Raw genomic sequence first — 14512 nt, forward strand, 5'->3', positions numbered from 1 at the left:
AACTGTTTCGATCAAGCGGGGTGGCGCAATCTCTGCGCAGGACGCATCCTTTGCGCAACACCGGAGGAAGGATCGCCACATGAACACCGCCGTCGAAGAGGACCAGAAAGACGCGGCCACCCGCCGGGCCAAGGGCGAGTTTGTGCGCGGTGTCAGCGCCCACCGTCATGCCATCGGGGAGGACGCCTTTCCGCCAGAACCGGGGCGCTATCACCTTTTTGTCGCGTTCAACTGCCCGTGGTGTCATCGCGTGACGCTGGCCCGCTCCGTGCTGGGGCTGGAGAGCAGCATCACAATGGACGTGGCGTTTCCCAACCGCACCGGAGAGGACGATCCGGCGGGGCCGAACCTGTGGGAATTCGCCCCCGACCGCATCGCGCGCCTGACCGGCGCAGCTTTGCCCGAATGCACCACGGAAACCGGCACCGGACAGGGCCATCGCCTCGCCGTGGAGATTTACCGCGCCGAAGGCTCAGATGAGAAATCCCTGCCCATCCTCTATGACAAGGTGGCAGGCCGGATCGTGTCGAACGAAAGTGCGGAGATCATCCGGATGTTGGACGCCCATGCAGCCGCACTTGGCAGCGACATGGCGGAGGGTGACCGCCCCGTGCTTTATCCCGGTGGTTCTGAGAATGCGGACCTGCAGGCAGAGATTGATGCGCTCAACACCCGCATCTACACCGCCATCAACAACGGCGCTTACAAGGCTGGGTTTTCGGCAGATCAGGCGGTCTATAACGCGGCCTTCACAGCGTATTTCGACGCGCTGGACGGGTTGGAGCAGCTATTGGCCCGCGACGGGCGGCCGTATCTCACAGGCTCCAGCTTTACTGAGGCTGACCTGCGCCTGTTCCCGACGCTCTATCGCCATGACCCGGTCTATTATGTTCGGATGAAGCTGAATGGCGCGCGGATACTGGATTATCCCCATCTCTGGCGCTGGCTCTGCCGCGTTTATGCCCTGCCCGGCGTGGCTATGAGCAATTCATTGGTCCATTGCAAACAGGGCTATTTTGGCCGCTCGTGGAATGGCGTCGTGCCGCAAGGCCCAATGCGCCCGATGTCCTACCCGGAGGCGTATCTGCACCCTGATCTGGCGGATCGCGCCTGACCCGTCAGACCCAGCCCGCCATTTCGCGCTCCAGCACCGATACCATCATCTTGATATGCGCGTCGCTGTCGTTGAGGCAGTCGATATAGGTGAATTCCTCACCGCCCGCGTGCTCGAAGCTCTCGAAAATCTCTTCGTTGATTTCCTCCAGCGTTTCCACGCAATCGGAACTGAACGCAGGTGCCATGATCGCAATGCGCTTTTTGCCGTCCTCGGCCAGCTTCGCGACATGCTCCACGGTGTAGGGTTTCAGCCATTCCTCGGGGCCGAATTTCGACTGGAAGGTGGTGATGATCTGACTGTCATCCCAGCCCAGCCGCTCTTTCAGCAGGCGCGTGGTTTTCACGCATTGGCAGTGATAGGGATCGCCCTCTTTCAGATACCGCTCCGGCACGCCGTGATAGGAGCAGACCAGAATATCCGGCGGCGTTTCCATCTTGGCATAGGTTTCCTCTACCGACAGGGCCAGCGCATCAATATAGAGCGGATCGTCGTAGTAGGCGGGCACGGTGCGGATGGACGGCTGCCAATTCATCTTCATCAGCGCGCGGAACGCTTGATCATTCGCGGTGGCCGTCGTCGGAGCAGAATATTGCGGGTAGAGCGGGAAAAACACGATCTTTTCCGCGCCCTGCTCCTTCAACCGGCGAATGACGCTTTCCGTGGACGGGTTGCCATAGCGCATCGCGAAATCGACGATCACCTTGTCGCCATAGGTGGCTTCCATTGCGGCGGCGACCTTTTCGGCCTGCGCGCGGGTGGTGGTCAAAAGCGGGCTTTCGTTGAGCTCGTTGTTCCAGATCCCGCGATACGCCTCACCCGAGCTGAACGGGCGTTTCGTCAGGATGATAAGCTGCAACAGCGGCTGCCAGAGCCACGGGCTGTAATCAATCACCCGGCGATCTGACAGGAATTCGTTGAGGTAGCGGCGCATGGACCAATAATCCGTGGCGTCCGGCGTCCCAAGGTTCGACAGAACGATCCCGACCTTTGCACGCGGGATCTTCGGATGATCCGGCTGCGCATGGGCCAGACGCCCCTCACCGGGCGCATCGTGCTTGGTGTCGCTGTCAGTCATCGTCATGTCACGCATATCGGTCATCACTTCAGTCTAGCCGGGGTTGAGGAGCGAAGTAACCCTTTGAGCGGCGGGGTCAATCCTTTTGCGGGGGGAGGCGCGGTGTCGCAGCATCCCCGGCGGGGTGTTCATCTGTCCCCAACGCATCCGCCAACCGCATCGCGGCAGAGCCGGGGCGGAGCGGTTTTTGCTGGTTTTCGGCAGGGGCCCAGCCGGTGAGCATCACAATGTCAAAGGTCGCCCGGATGCGCCCCTCCTGCCCGTATCTTTCGGCATAAAGGGCCAGCGTGCGCATCAGCACATCCCGGCGCAATCCGCCCCGGTGGCGCGCGGCAAGCACATTCACCTCCCCCATCGCGCGCAGATCGCGCATCAGATGGAGGGCCGTTTCATAGGTCACTGTCAGCGGCGTCGAATCTGCCACAGGCAGCGCGAGCCCCGCGCGTTGCAACAGTGCGCCAAGGTCGCGGATCTCCCCCATCGGGACCATCCGGGGGGCAAGGCCGCCGGTCACTTCGACCTCAGCCGCGCTCAGACAATCGCGCAGTTCCGCCAGCGTCTCCCCCCCGAACAGGGGGGCAAGGAGCAGCCCATCAGGCTTAAGCGCGCGGCGCATTTGCACCAACTGCCCCACCGGGTCATTCGCGACATGCAGGCAAAGGGCGGAGATAACGAGGTCATGGGACGCCTCATTCAGCGCCAAGACCTCCTCATCTGCCACGCATTTGGCATCGGGCAGGCCCAGCGCCTTTGCCCAATCAGCCGCACGCGGGCCAACAATCGCGGGGGATGTAAAGGTTCTGTTAACCTCTTTCAGTCTCTCCTGAACCTCCGCGATCGCCTCGTCCTGCAAAAAGCTGGCAAAGCCGGTGCGGTCCGCGCGCAATCGGGCGCGCGTGATCGCGTCAGTGTCGAAAAGGTCCGGTCGCTGCATATCGCCCTCCTGTCCTGCGTGGGGAGGATGTATGGGCCTGAACGCCGAAGGGAAAGGGCAATGCTGATCCAAAGGGCCTATGACCGTATGATCGAGGCGCTTTACCCGCCGCGCTGCATCGCTTGTCCCGCAGAGACGGATCAGCCTGATGGCTTATGCCCCGCGTGCTGGTCACAGGCGGAGTTTATTTCGGGCGCGACCTGCCCGACCTGCGGCACCCCGGTGTTTGACGATGGCCTGCAATGCGAGCATTGCACCCGCTATCCGCCCGGCTGGGATCGGGGGGCGGCGGCGATGATCTATGACGGGATCGGGCGGCGGGTGGTGCTGTCGTTCAAACATGGCGATAGGCTCGACATGGGCAAGGCGCTGGCGCGCTGGATGTATCGCGCGGGCGGGGCGATGGTGGATGAGGCGGATGTGATTGCGCCCGTCCCTGCACATTGGAGCCGCACGATCAAGCGCGGCTATAACCAATCGGCGGAGCTTGCCCGCGCGCTTGGCGCTGTTTCCGGGCGGGAGGTCGCGCCAAATCTGCTGCGCCGCACCCGCCGCACACCGCCGCTGAAGGGGATGACGCGCGACATCCGCCGCCAGCACGTGCAGGGCAGCATCGCGACGACCGAAGAGGTGTCGGGACAGGCCATTCTGATCGTCGATGACGTGCTGACCACGGGGGCCACGCTTGGCGCCTGTTCGGACGCGCTCCGGGCTGCAGGGGCAGCGCGTGTCGATGTGCTGACCGTGACCCGTGTGTTGCAGGACCGGGTGCCAGAGCGGGAGGTTTAACCCTCCTCCGCCAGATATTCGCGCAATGCGCGCAGGATCGGCAGGGCCGCTTTGATTTCGTCCCGGCCCACGGTTTCCATCACATCCGCAAACACTGGCGCAATCGCGGCCAGCGCATAATCCCGCGCCGACCGGCCCGCCGGGCTGAGCGCCACCCATTTGCGCCGCGCATCGTCCCAATCGGGCCGGATATGGACATATCCTGCTGTCTCAAGCCGGTTGAGCGTGTTGGTCATCGTGCCGCGTGTGACGTGGAAAATCCGGGCGAGTTGCGCGGGCGTCCGCTCCCCACCAAGCCGGGCAAAATGGTTCATCACCATGAAATGCGACAGGTCCATCCCCTTGGGCAGCGCCTTTTGCAGCCGCGCTTTGGCGATGGTGTCGAGCGCGTGCACCTCGCTGAGCAGGGCCACGGCGAGCGGGTCTGTCTGCTTCTCCGTCACGGGCCGGGCACCTCGCGTCCGTTTTGCAAGTTGGGAATGCGCGCGCGGGCGGCGGCGACTTGTTCCAGATCGAGTATCGCGTGGGTCACGCCCGGTGCCTCCCCCCCATCGGCGAGCACCTCGCCCCATGGCGAAATCGCCAGCGAATGCCCCCAACTGGCCCGCGCGGCACCGCGCGTCGTGTGATGGGTGCCGCATTGCGCGGGGGCGAGCACAAAACATCCCGTTTCAATCGCGCGGGCGCGCAGCAGCACCTCCCAATGGGCGCGGCCTGTGGGCACTGTGAACGCAGCGGGGACAGTGATGATCTCTGCCCCGGCGCGCGCGAGTTGCGCATGGAGCGTGGGAAAACGCAGGTCATAGCAGATCGTCATTCCGATCTGTGCCCCGGCTCCTTTGGCCATCACCGCGCGATCCCCCGGGCGATAGCCGGCACTTTCGCGAAACACGTTATCGCCGTCCACATCCACGTCGAACATATGCAGCTTGTCATAACGCGCGGTGATGCTGCCATCGGGCGCGATCAGGAAAGACCGGTTGGCAAAGCGGCCATCGGCGTCCCGCGTGCGCAGCCCCAGCGAGCCGATCAGCAGCGTCACGCCCAATTCCGCCGCCACATCGCGCAGGCGCGCCAGCGTGGGATCGTCCTCCTCATGGTGGAACACCGCCTCCTGATGGGCGCGGGAGGAGGACACGCAATTCGTGACCTCCGGCGTCGCGATCAGCGTTGCCCCTTCCGCGGCGGCCTCCCGAACATAGCCTTCGGTCACCGCAAGGTTGGCCACCGGATCATCCGAGGCGCAAAGCTGTATGAGGGCGGCGCGGATCACGCCAGCAGCGCGTCGAGCTTACCCGCCCGCTCCAGCGCATAGAGGTCATCGCACCCGCCGACATGGGTGTCCCCGATGAAAATCTGCGGCACGGTCCGCCCGCCATTGGCGCGCTGGATCATTTCCTGCTTGCGGGCGGGATTGGCCAGCACATCCACTTCGGAAAAGGAAACGCCCTTCTGCGACAGCAGTTTCTTGGCCGCGTGGCAATAGCCGCATAGCGGCGAGGTATAAAGTTCGACAGGCTTCATATCATGCTCCTCTCAGGCGCAATAAGGTCAGTTTATAGCCGCTCTGCGCCCCCACGCAATCACGGGGCGGGACAAAGCAAAACCCCGCGCCGATCCGGGGCGCGGGGCTGCGTGGTGGCGGTGGATCACGAGGATCAGATGCTTTCTTCGATCCAGCCCTGAAGCGCTGCCTTGGGGGCTGCACCTACCTTGCTGGACACAACCTCACCACCCTTGAACATGAACAGCGCAGGGATGCCGCGCACGCCCATCTGGGACGGGGTGTTGGGGTTTTCGTCCACGTTGATTTTCACGATCTTGACCTTGCCGTCATAGGCTTCGGACAATTCTTCCAACGCCGGGCCGATCTGTTTGCACGGGCCGCACCATTCTGCCCAGAAATCGACGACGACAGGAAGGTCGGATTGCAGCACATCGGCCTCAAAGGTCGAATCGGATACTTTTACGGTGGCCATGATGGCTCTCCTCATTGGGATTGGTCGGTTGTCATGGAAACTAGGAACGGCACCGGGGCGCGTCAAGATATACCGGCCCGGCTAAGGGCCGCGCACAAGATACTGTGAGGTATCTCCGTCGCACTGGCATCATGGGTCCAAAGCAGCGTCGCGCGGCAGGCCCGGTCCGGCCAGATACGCTGTGCGGCCAGATGATAGAGCGCCAGTTGCAGGATCAGCCCATCCGGCACCTCTTCGGGCTGGCGCGGAACGACACGATTGGATTTGAAATCAACGATATGGATGCTGTCGGGCGCGATCAGCACGCGGTCCATCATCCCCACCACATCCCGCCCTTCAAGGGGCAGCACGAAGGGCAATTCGGTCAGCGCCTCCCCCCAGACCCAGCCCAGCGCGGGCGCATCCAGAACGCGCGCGACTTCCTCAAGATACTCGGTCAATCCCAGCGATCTGGCGGCTTGCGCCCGGTCGGGCAGCCCCGGCAATACCTCCAGAAGCCGGTGAATCGCGGTGCCGCGCGCCAATGCGTCCTGGTCCGGCTCTCCCGGCAGGGCGTGAGATAGGCCCTCGCTTAGCTCCGTCGGGGTGACCGTGGCGGCGGCAGCCGGGCTAGGTGGGGCGGGGTCATGCGCCCAGTCGGGGAGGGTGACCGCCGCCTCTGTCCTGTCCTCCACCGCAGGCTCCGGCAGGGTCGCGACGCCCCAATCGGGCGATTGCAGGACAAGGCGGCCGCCCTCCTCCACAGCGCCCGCCGCGCGCATCGCCTGCGCGATTTTGCTGTGCCATGAGGTTTTCGCGACGTCCTCCGGCGATTGGGGTGGTTTTTCTTCCTCCCCGCCACCGCGCACGATCAGCCAGTTTTCCGCGCGCGTCATGGCGACATATAAAAGCCGCTCGCTTTCCTCGATATTGCGTTGTTTCTGCGCGGACTTGTCGGCCAACACGGCCTCCGGGCTGTCGGAGGCCCGTGGGGTCCAGATCGGGATATCCTTGTCGAGCAACAGGATTTTGCGCTTGTCCTCGCCATCGCGGCTGTTCTTTCCGCATTCTGGCAGGATCACGATCGGTGCCTCCAGCCCCTTGGCCCCATGCACCGTCATCACGCGAATTTCGTCCCGCGCACGATCCTGTTCGCGTTTCACGCTGATCTCACCAGCGGTAAGCCAATGCAGAAAACCGGTGATGGTGGGCGCTTCGCTCCGTTCGTAGGCGATGGCCTGCGCGGTCAATTCGTCAATCGCGTCCTCTGCTTCTGGCCCCAGACGGGCGATCAGCTTCTTGCGCCCCTCCAGCCCGGTCAGAATGAGGTCGATCATCTCATAGGGGCGGTCAAACGCGGCGGCGCGCACGCGGTGGAGGGCCGCAATCACTTCGTGATGCTGCGAATGATCCCGCAACTGCGCCCATAAAAGCCGGTCGCCCCGGGGATAGGCCAGACGAAACAGATCATCCTCGCTCAACCCAAAGAGCGGAGAGCGCAGCGCCTCCGCCAGCGACAGGTCATCCTGCTCCGTCACCGCGAACCGCATTAGCGACAGGATGTCCTTCACCGCCAACTCATCGGTCAGCATCAGCACATCCGCACCCGCAACAGGCAGGTCCAGCGCCTTGAGGTTGCGCAACAGGGGATGAAACAGCTTGGTTCGTTTGCGCACGAGGATCAGGATATCGCCGGGGGTGACGGGGCGGGTGCCCTCGGTCGTCACAAGCGGTGTGCCGATCAACTCCTTGATCTGTGCGGCGGTCTGCTGCGCGATGATGAGGTTCGGATCTTCGGGCGAGTCCGCATCAACCGGCTCATACCATTTCGGCTGCTCGGGCTTTTCCGGTTTGGTCACATAGGGCCACAGCTCCACCCGCCCGGGCAGAGTTTCGTGAAACGCGCGGTGCCGCCAATCCTCGCTGCGGGCCGGATCCAGTCCCGCGCGGCCCGGTGCTGCCCCGAGCATTTCATCAACGACACGCAGGATCGGTGCTGCGGAGCGGAACGAATAGGCCAGCCCAACCCGATTGAGCGCGGAGCCCGCTTGATCCAGCGCCGTATCGAAATGATCCCGCATATCGTTGAACGCCTGGGGGGCAGCCCCCTGAAACGAATAGATCGACTGTTTCTCATCGCCAACAACGAACAGGGTGCGCGGGCTGTCCTGCATATGGGTGCCATCAAAGAACGCATCCGCAATCGCGCGGATCACGTCCCATTGCGGCGGGGCGGTGTCCTGCGCCTCATCGACAAGGATATGCCGGATGCGCCCATCAAGCCGGTAAAGCACCCATTGCGCGACCGCAGGATCAGCCATCAACGTGCGGGTTTTCTCGATCAGATCAGTGAAATCGAGCACCCCTTCGGCAGATTTTCGGGCCTCGAATGCAGCTAGGAACCGGGACGCGAAATCATGCAGGATGCGCGCCCGCTCCACCGTGGCAAGGGCCAGCCGTTTCGGCCGCGCCGCCTCGACCCGCAGCATCAGTTTTTCGAGATGGTCCATGACGGCGGGGTCGTGTGCCTCCCAAATCGCCTTTGTGGGCAGTGCCCGAATTTTCGCACTATAGGGCGATGCGGCCGTCGCCCCTGTCAGGAGCAATTTTTCAAGCGCGGCAATCTGTGTTTGCCGGTCCTCAAGACCGGCGATATGCGCGAACGTCTCCGCCGTGGCCCAGTCGGTTTTCTTGGTGCTGGCCTCCAGCACGGGGATCAGCCCGGTCAGCATCTCCATATCGTCGGGCAGGATGGTCGTGTTCAACACACCCTCCAGCGTTTCGTTCGAGCCAAGGCCCAAATGCGCCCGCAACCGTGTCTCATCAAACGGCGCGGACAAGGCTGTGCGCATCCCCTCAATCGCCTTGAGCAAATCCTCCGGGTCGGACCCGCCGGTTTCCACGGCAAGGGCGCGGGTCACCTGAGCGGCGTCCACTGTCATCTGGTTCAACAGGTCCAGCCGCAATTCGGTGGACCGGCGGTCATCCAGCTCCCGAAAGCCGGGGCTGACGCCAGCCTCCAACGGGAATTGCCGCAGGATCGCGGCGCAAAACGCGTGGATCGTCTGGATTTTCAGGCCACCCGGCGCCTCAAGTGCCGCCGCAAACAGGCGGCGGGCGGCGTTTAATTGCTCGGTAGGCAGATCGGCGCCTTCGCCCAATTGGGCAAGCGCCTTGCGCAGGGCTGCGTCCTCCATCATCGCCCATGCGCCCAGCCCTGCGAACAGGCGGTTCTGCATCTCCGCCGCGGCGGCCTTGGTATAGGTGAGGCACAGGATCTGTTCTGGTCGGACACCGCGCAACAACAATCGCGCCACCCGGTCAGTCAGCACCCGCGTCTTGCCCGACCCGGCATTGGCCGTCACCCAAGTCGAGGCCGCAGGATCAGCGGCGCGGTTTTGGGTGCGTGTGGCGTCGTTCAGCTGGGTCATCGGCCAACAGCCTCCGGAGACACGGTATCGCCATCGCTCCATTCGCCAAAGCGCGACAGGTGATCATAGTCGCTCTCATACTGGATGAATTGGGGTCGGATGCGCGCGGGCCATGTGCTGCTATCGCCATCATAAGCGGCGATCAGCTTCGCTAGGCCCGCCCAGACGGCCTGCACGGTTTCAGGGTCCACCGCCAGACTGCGCTCGGGAAGCTGACCCTTCTCCACATCATATTTCAGCCCCTTGATATGAAGCGCGCGCACGTCGCTGCCCCCCACCCCCCGGAAACCGGTCCCGGCGGCAATCGCGGCTTCCAGCGGGAGTTGTTTGTTGAACACCTCGATCTGTTTCTTGCTTGGCGGATCGCTCGCCTTGTAATCCAGAATGCGCAGCGTGCCGTCCTCCATCAGGTCGATCCGGTCTGCCTTGGCCGTGAGGGTGAACGCGGGCGTGGTCATTCTGCGCTCACCCCGGCATTCCAGCGCGATCGGCCTGCCGGTTTCGATCAATATCTGCTCCTGCTTGAGGATTTCCTCGCGCGCCGCCGCGATGCGGCTTTCCCACAAGAGGCGCAGCGCCGGGGTGGGCGCGCGGGCGGTCAGCACATCCTGCACGATGGCGTCAAATCGCGCTCCTGCGTCCTCGGGCCAGCCCGCTTTCAGATGGGTGCTGAACTGCTCCATGATGTCATGAAGCGCCATGCCCCGGTCCCGCGCGTCGGGCAATTCCCCCACCGGATCGCGTTTGCGCAAGCGCAGCACATGGCGCGCATAAATCGCATAGGGATCGCGGATCAGCGTCTCGATCTGCGTGACAGACAGCGTGGGCGGGCGCACCCCCACCGGGGGCCGGGGCGCGGGGCGGCGCGCGCGGGGGGTGCGCTCATCGGGTGTTTCAAGCTGCTTGGCCTGCGCGATCAGCATGGCCCCGCGCGCCGCCATCGCGTCAAACGCCGCAGTGCCCTCTGGCCCTAGCCCTTTGATAAGGTTGGTGAGCCGGTTGAGCCAGCGGCTTGGCACCGTCGGGGTGCCATCGACCTTGGCCGCGCGCGACAGGATCACTTGCCCCGCAGAGGCCGCGTTCTGGAAATCATGCGCGGACAGGCCCACGCGCCGCTCTGGCGGGGTCAGGCCGATCTGTTTGCGCATCGCCCGGTTCACCCACGGGTCCGGCCCCGGCAGGCTGGGCCATGTGCCATCGTTCAACCCACCAAGGATCACCAGATCCGCCGATTGCGTACGCGCCTCCAAGGTGCCAAGGATACTCACCCCGCGATAGGGGCGATATCCTTCAGCGCGAACCGGCGTGCCAGCCAATTCCTGCGCCACGAGCGCGCGATATTCTGACAGCGTGAGCGGCGCTGCGGCATCCGCGGCAGCGGTCAGCCTGTCGAACAGTTTGCGCGCCTCGGCCCCGGCCTCTTTCTCCCAGAGGGGCAGCGTGCTTCCCTGCCCTTTCGACACGGCCTCCGCCACCGCGCGATGTGCGGCGATGTAATCGGCCAGCGGGGCGTCCCCGTTGAGGCGCAAGGGCCTGAGCGTGTCCTCGATCTGCCGCAACCACGCGTGGCTGTCCTCATCCGGCTCCAACCGGGCAAGGGGCAGCGCACAGAGCCGCTCCCAATCCACAGGTGCGGCGAGACCCGGCAGATAGCGCCGTGCTGCGACCTCCAGATGCGCGAGATGCGCCTTGCGCGCCTCCCCGTCGCCACCTGCCAGCGGATGCTGCAACAAGGCGAGCAGCCCGACCGGGCTTGGCCCTTGCCCCATCGCATCCATCACCAAACGCAGGAAGATACCGGGCGGCGTGAGGTTGAGCGGGCGGCCCGCGCTGTCATCGGGCAACACGCCCCAGCGGCCAAGCGCCGTTGACACGCGGCGAGACAAATCCCTGTCTGGTGTGACCAGCGCCACCGTTTGCCCGGCCGCGATCGCGCCGCGCATGGCCAATGCGATGGCCTGTGCTTCCTCTCGTGGGGTGGCGGCGGTCAGGAGCGTGACGCCCTCGGTCGCCGCTGGCAATTCGGCGCGTTGGGCTGGCCCCTCCAGCCGCCATTGATCCGTGACCGGCGCAGGCCGGAGCGCGAGGGAGAGAAGCCGCCCCCGCGCGCCCGGCCCCGCGCCCCGATCAGACCAAGGCGCGACATCGGATGGCGTCATGCCAAGCCCACGCAGGAGTTTCGCCAGACCGTGCTGCGGGTGATCGGCAAAATCATCCTCCGCCAGATCGGCCCACATCGCGGCGGGCAGGTCGTGGTCCAGACCAGGCAGCACGATGGCCCCCTGCGGCAGGGTCGCAATTTCTGTCAGCAGCGCGCGTGTCGGCCCGCGCGACCCGGTGGAGCCGGCAGCGATGATCGGATGGTGCGGCGGGGCCGCCCGCCACGCGGCCACCTGCCCCTCCACCGAAAGACGCTGCCGCGCACCGGGATCAAGCGCGCCGTCCTCCAGCGCGGCGAGTGCAGCGGGCCAATGCTGCGCCAAAATCTCCACGAATTGCGCACCGACCGCCCAATGCGCCGCAAAGGCACCAAGGTCAATGTCACGCAGGGCCTGTGCGGGGATATCGGCTTCCTGCAATTCGTCCAGCAGGTCGGCAAGGCTGGCCGCAAGATCAAACACCGCCGCGCGTGGCGCGAGCGTCGGCGTGCGCGCCTGCAATTCCGCCACCAGCCGGGCAATATGGAGCCGCCGCCGCAGCCCATCCACCGCCGGGGGCAGATGAAACGCGTCAAGGTCGGTCACGGTCCGCATCTGCGGCATGAGGCCCAGCGCCGGGCGCGCCGCCGCCAGCCGATCCTGCACGCGGCGCAGGGCGCGTGCCGTGTTGAGCATGACCGACACCCGCGCCCGGTCCTCTGGGGCCAGATGGATGAGGCGTGCGGCCAGTCCGTCCGCGAAATGCGCTCCGAAATCGGCGCCCAACGGGATGAAGAAAACGCGCGGTTCGTCCTGCGGCTCAAACATCCACGATCCCCTCCGCCAGCGTCAGCCCTTCGGCACTGCCCGCATCGACCCATGGCCCTGCGTGCGCCACCCCGAACAGGTTTCCGTCGGTCAGCATGTCATTCCACACCAGATTGAGCGAAAAGGCCCGCTCGGGGATATTTTGCAGGCGGTCCGTGTGCATGATCTGGCACCCGGTATAGACATAGGGTGCCTCTGCCGCGTCGCCCCTGCGGCTCAGTCGCCCGGCGGTGTCCATGAAGAAATCCCCCGGCCCGGCATGGCCCCGCGCGTCCTCCCGCCGTGTCAGCAACAAAAGCGCCCCCATATCGCCCGCGCGCCATGTGGTGAGGAGCGTGGCCAGCGGATCGGCCCGTACTGGAAACACCGCATCGGCGTTGAGCGTCATCACTGGCCCCACCCCCAGCAGCGGCAATGCGGCCCTGAGGCCGCCGCCGGTCTCCAGTATCTCCGGCTCATGGCTCAGCGTGACGTCCTGCGCCGTGGCCAGATGCTCCGCAATCTGATCCGCATGGTAATGGGTGTTGACCACAATCGGCGCGGCCCCGGCCTGTCGCGCCCGATCCAGCGTCAGATCAAGCAGCGTCCGCCCGCGCACCTTGAGCAAGGGTTTCGGCGTCGCGCGGGTCAAGGCTCCCATCCGTGTGCCAAACCCCGCGGCAAAGATCATCGCGGCAGGCGCGTTCATGCGCGGTCCTTTGGCGCGGGCACATATCGCCCAAACCAGTCCTTCAACGGCGCAAGCACCGGATGGGACAGATCATGCTGCACATGCGCCCAGACGCGCGGCAAAAGGGCGAGGTAATGAGGCTTGCCATCCCGCTCTGACAGGCGCGCGAAAATGCCAAGGATCTTGATATTCCGCTGCGCACCAAGCCGCGCGTAATCGGCGCGGAACTGCGCGTCATCCTGACCCGTCGCAGCGATGTAGCGGGCCAGCATGTCCTCCTGCAAGGCAGGGGTGGTGTCACGCCGGGCATCCTCCAGAAGGGAGACAAGGTCATAGGCCCGATGCCCGATCAGCGCATCCTGATAGTCCAGCAGGCCAACGCGGGCATGGCCCTCCCGGTCTGGCAACCACAGGAGGTTTTCCGCGTGAAAATCCCGCAAGACGAGCACATCGCGCCGGTCCACGGGTGCAAAAAGCTCCGCGCACAGCGCCTCGAAGTCCGCGCGGGCGGCAGCGCTCGCCGGGGCTCCCTGAAGCGGCAAATACCAGTCGAGCAGCAGGCGCAGCTCAATCATCATCGTCTCTAGGTCATAGGGCGGAGCCGCGACCAGATCAGGCGTCGCGTGCAGATCAGCGAGCAGGTCCACCGCCGCTGCGTAGAGCGTATGCTCCAATTCCGGCGCGCCCTCCAACACGCGGGCATAGATCGCGTCCCCCAAATCTTCGAGCAGGATCAGCCCCGCCGCCTCATCCGCTGCCAGAACCTTCGGCGCGCCGTAGCCCGCTTGCGCAAGGGCTGCGGAGAGTTTCAGGAATGGCCCCGGTGCGGTGGCGATATAGGGCGGCGCGGGCGGCGGCGGCGGGTCATAGGGCGCATCCATCAGGACCGCGCGCTGGCTCTCCCGGCTCAGGCGTTCATACCGGCGGTTGGACGCGTCCCCGGCCAGCGGGCGGCGCGCGGCCATGCCCCAACCAGCCTGATCCAGAAAGCGGGTGATGAGGGCGTCGCGGGTCATTCTGGTTGGCTTTCATGTGAGGTCAGAGTGGCCGCCATACGCTCCCATCCGCCGCCGGTCAGGTGGATGCGGGCGATGCGGCTTTCGCCCGTGGCGTCCTGCACTGGCGTGAGGGCCACATGCATGGCGCGCGACGGGGTAAGGGGCCCGAGCCGCCCGGGCCATTCGATCAGACAGATCGCCTCTGACATCGCATCCATCAGGCCCAGCTCTTCCAATTCCGAAAGATCCGCGACGCGGTAGAGGTCAAGATGCCAGATTTCGCATGTGCTTTCATAGACTTGGACGAGCGTGAAGGTGGGCGAAGGCACCTCTTCCGTCGGGCTGGTCACGGCCCGGATGAAGGCGCGCGCGAAATGGGATTTTCCCGCCCCGACCGGGCCATCGAGCAGGATCACATCGCCCGTGGATGCGACCCCCGCCGCGGCTTGGGCAAGTGCGGTTGTCGCGGCCTCATCCGGCAGCGACAGGGTGATCAGCGCGGCCTGATCCGGGGAAAGGGGTGTTTGGTCCTGCATGGTGGCGGCAGCGTACTGCGCGGCGACGGGGCCATGCA

At 64.8% G+C, this 14512-nt stretch carries 13 protein-coding genes; 2 read left to right on the forward strand and 11 right to left on the reverse strand.

Annotated features, from left to right (window positions below; translation table 11 throughout):
* The first annotated feature begins 79 nt into the window (after positions 1-79).
* Positions 80-1114, forward strand: coding sequence for a glutathione S-transferase C-terminal domain-containing protein (locus tag FHS89_RS00130; protein ID WP_184007237.1), 1035 nt, complete (start codon positions 80-82; stop codon positions 1112-1114).
* Positions 1115-1118: 4 nt separating this feature from the next.
* Here the strand turns inward: FHS89_RS00130 and hemH are convergent, their stop codons facing one another.
* Positions 1119-2207: a ferrochelatase gene (gene hemH / locus FHS89_RS00135; RefSeq protein ID WP_425502767.1), complete on the reverse strand. Its 1089-nt coding sequence runs from the start codon at positions 2205-2207 to the stop codon at positions 1119-1121.
* Between the two features lie 61 nt (positions 2208-2268).
* Positions 2269-3126, reverse strand: a complete 858-nt coding sequence (locus tag FHS89_RS00140; RefSeq protein WP_184007239.1) for a methyltransferase domain-containing protein — start codon at positions 3124-3126, stop codon at positions 2269-2271.
* A gap of 60 nt (positions 3127-3186) precedes the next feature.
* On the opposite strand from FHS89_RS00140, the gene FHS89_RS00145 reads away from it, so the two are divergent.
* Entirely contained in the window at positions 3187-3915 is a 729-nt protein-coding gene (locus FHS89_RS00145) for a ComF family protein (protein WP_184007241.1), read from the forward strand.
* On the opposite strand, the gene FHS89_RS00150 is transcribed toward FHS89_RS00145, so the two are convergent.
* The 9 genes from FHS89_RS00150 to tsaE all read right to left on the reverse strand — a co-directional run bounded on the left by FHS89_RS00150 (position 3912) and on the right by tsaE (position 14474).
* Positions 3912-4358: a MarR family transcriptional regulator gene (locus FHS89_RS00150; protein WP_184007243.1), complete on the reverse strand. Its 447-nt coding sequence runs from the start codon at positions 4356-4358 to the stop codon at positions 3912-3914. The genes FHS89_RS00145 and FHS89_RS00150 overlap by 4 nt on opposite strands.
* The gene (locus FHS89_RS00155; RefSeq protein ID WP_184008397.1) at positions 4355-5185 is read right to left on the reverse strand and encodes a nitrilase-related carbon-nitrogen hydrolase; all 831 of its coding nucleotides are present in this window, start codon (positions 5183-5185) and stop codon (positions 4355-4357) included. Before FHS89_RS00155 ends, FHS89_RS00150 begins: the two co-directional genes overlap by 4 nt.
* Complete coding sequence (gene grxC / locus FHS89_RS00160; protein ID WP_184007245.1) at positions 5185-5439, reverse strand: glutaredoxin 3; 255 nt, start codon at positions 5437-5439, stop codon at positions 5185-5187. Before grxC ends, FHS89_RS00155 begins: the two co-directional genes overlap by 1 nt.
* A 134-nt stretch (positions 5440-5573) precedes the next feature.
* Positions 5574-5894: a thioredoxin gene (gene trxA, locus FHS89_RS00165; RefSeq protein WP_184007247.1), complete on the reverse strand. Its 321-nt coding sequence runs from the start codon at positions 5892-5894 to the stop codon at positions 5574-5576.
* A 62-nt stretch (positions 5895-5956) separates the two neighbouring features.
* On the reverse strand, positions 5957-9304 hold the full coding sequence (addA, locus tag FHS89_RS00170) for a double-strand break repair helicase AddA (RefSeq protein WP_184007249.1): 3348 nt from the start codon (positions 9302-9304) through the stop codon (positions 5957-5959).
* Complete coding sequence (gene addB / locus FHS89_RS00175) at positions 9301-12270, reverse strand: double-strand break repair protein AddB (RefSeq protein ID WP_184007251.1); 2970 nt, start codon at positions 12268-12270, stop codon at positions 9301-9303. The genes addA and addB overlap by 4 nt, the downstream gene beginning before the upstream one ends.
* Positions 12263-12958 carry a nucleotidyltransferase family protein gene (locus FHS89_RS00180; RefSeq protein WP_184007253.1) on the reverse strand — a complete coding sequence of 232 codons (696 nt, stop codon included), beginning with the start codon at positions 12956-12958 and terminating at the stop codon, positions 12263-12265. The genes addB and FHS89_RS00180 overlap by 8 nt, the downstream gene beginning before the upstream one ends.
* Positions 12955-13956, reverse strand: coding sequence for an aminoglycoside phosphotransferase family protein (locus tag FHS89_RS00185; protein ID WP_184007255.1), 1002 nt, complete (start codon positions 13954-13956; stop codon positions 12955-12957). Before FHS89_RS00185 ends, FHS89_RS00180 begins: the two co-directional genes overlap by 4 nt.
* Entirely contained in the window at positions 13953-14474 is a 522-nt protein-coding gene (gene tsaE / locus FHS89_RS00190; protein WP_184007257.1) for a tRNA (adenosine(37)-N6)-threonylcarbamoyltransferase complex ATPase subunit type 1 TsaE, read from the reverse strand. Before tsaE ends, FHS89_RS00185 begins: the two co-directional genes overlap by 4 nt.
* Positions 14475-14512 lie beyond the last annotated feature (38 nt).

This window comes from Rubricella aquisinus (assembly GCF_014199445.1).
Lineage (GTDB): Bacteria > Pseudomonadota > Alphaproteobacteria > Rhodobacterales > Rhodobacteraceae > Rubricella > Rubricella aquisinus.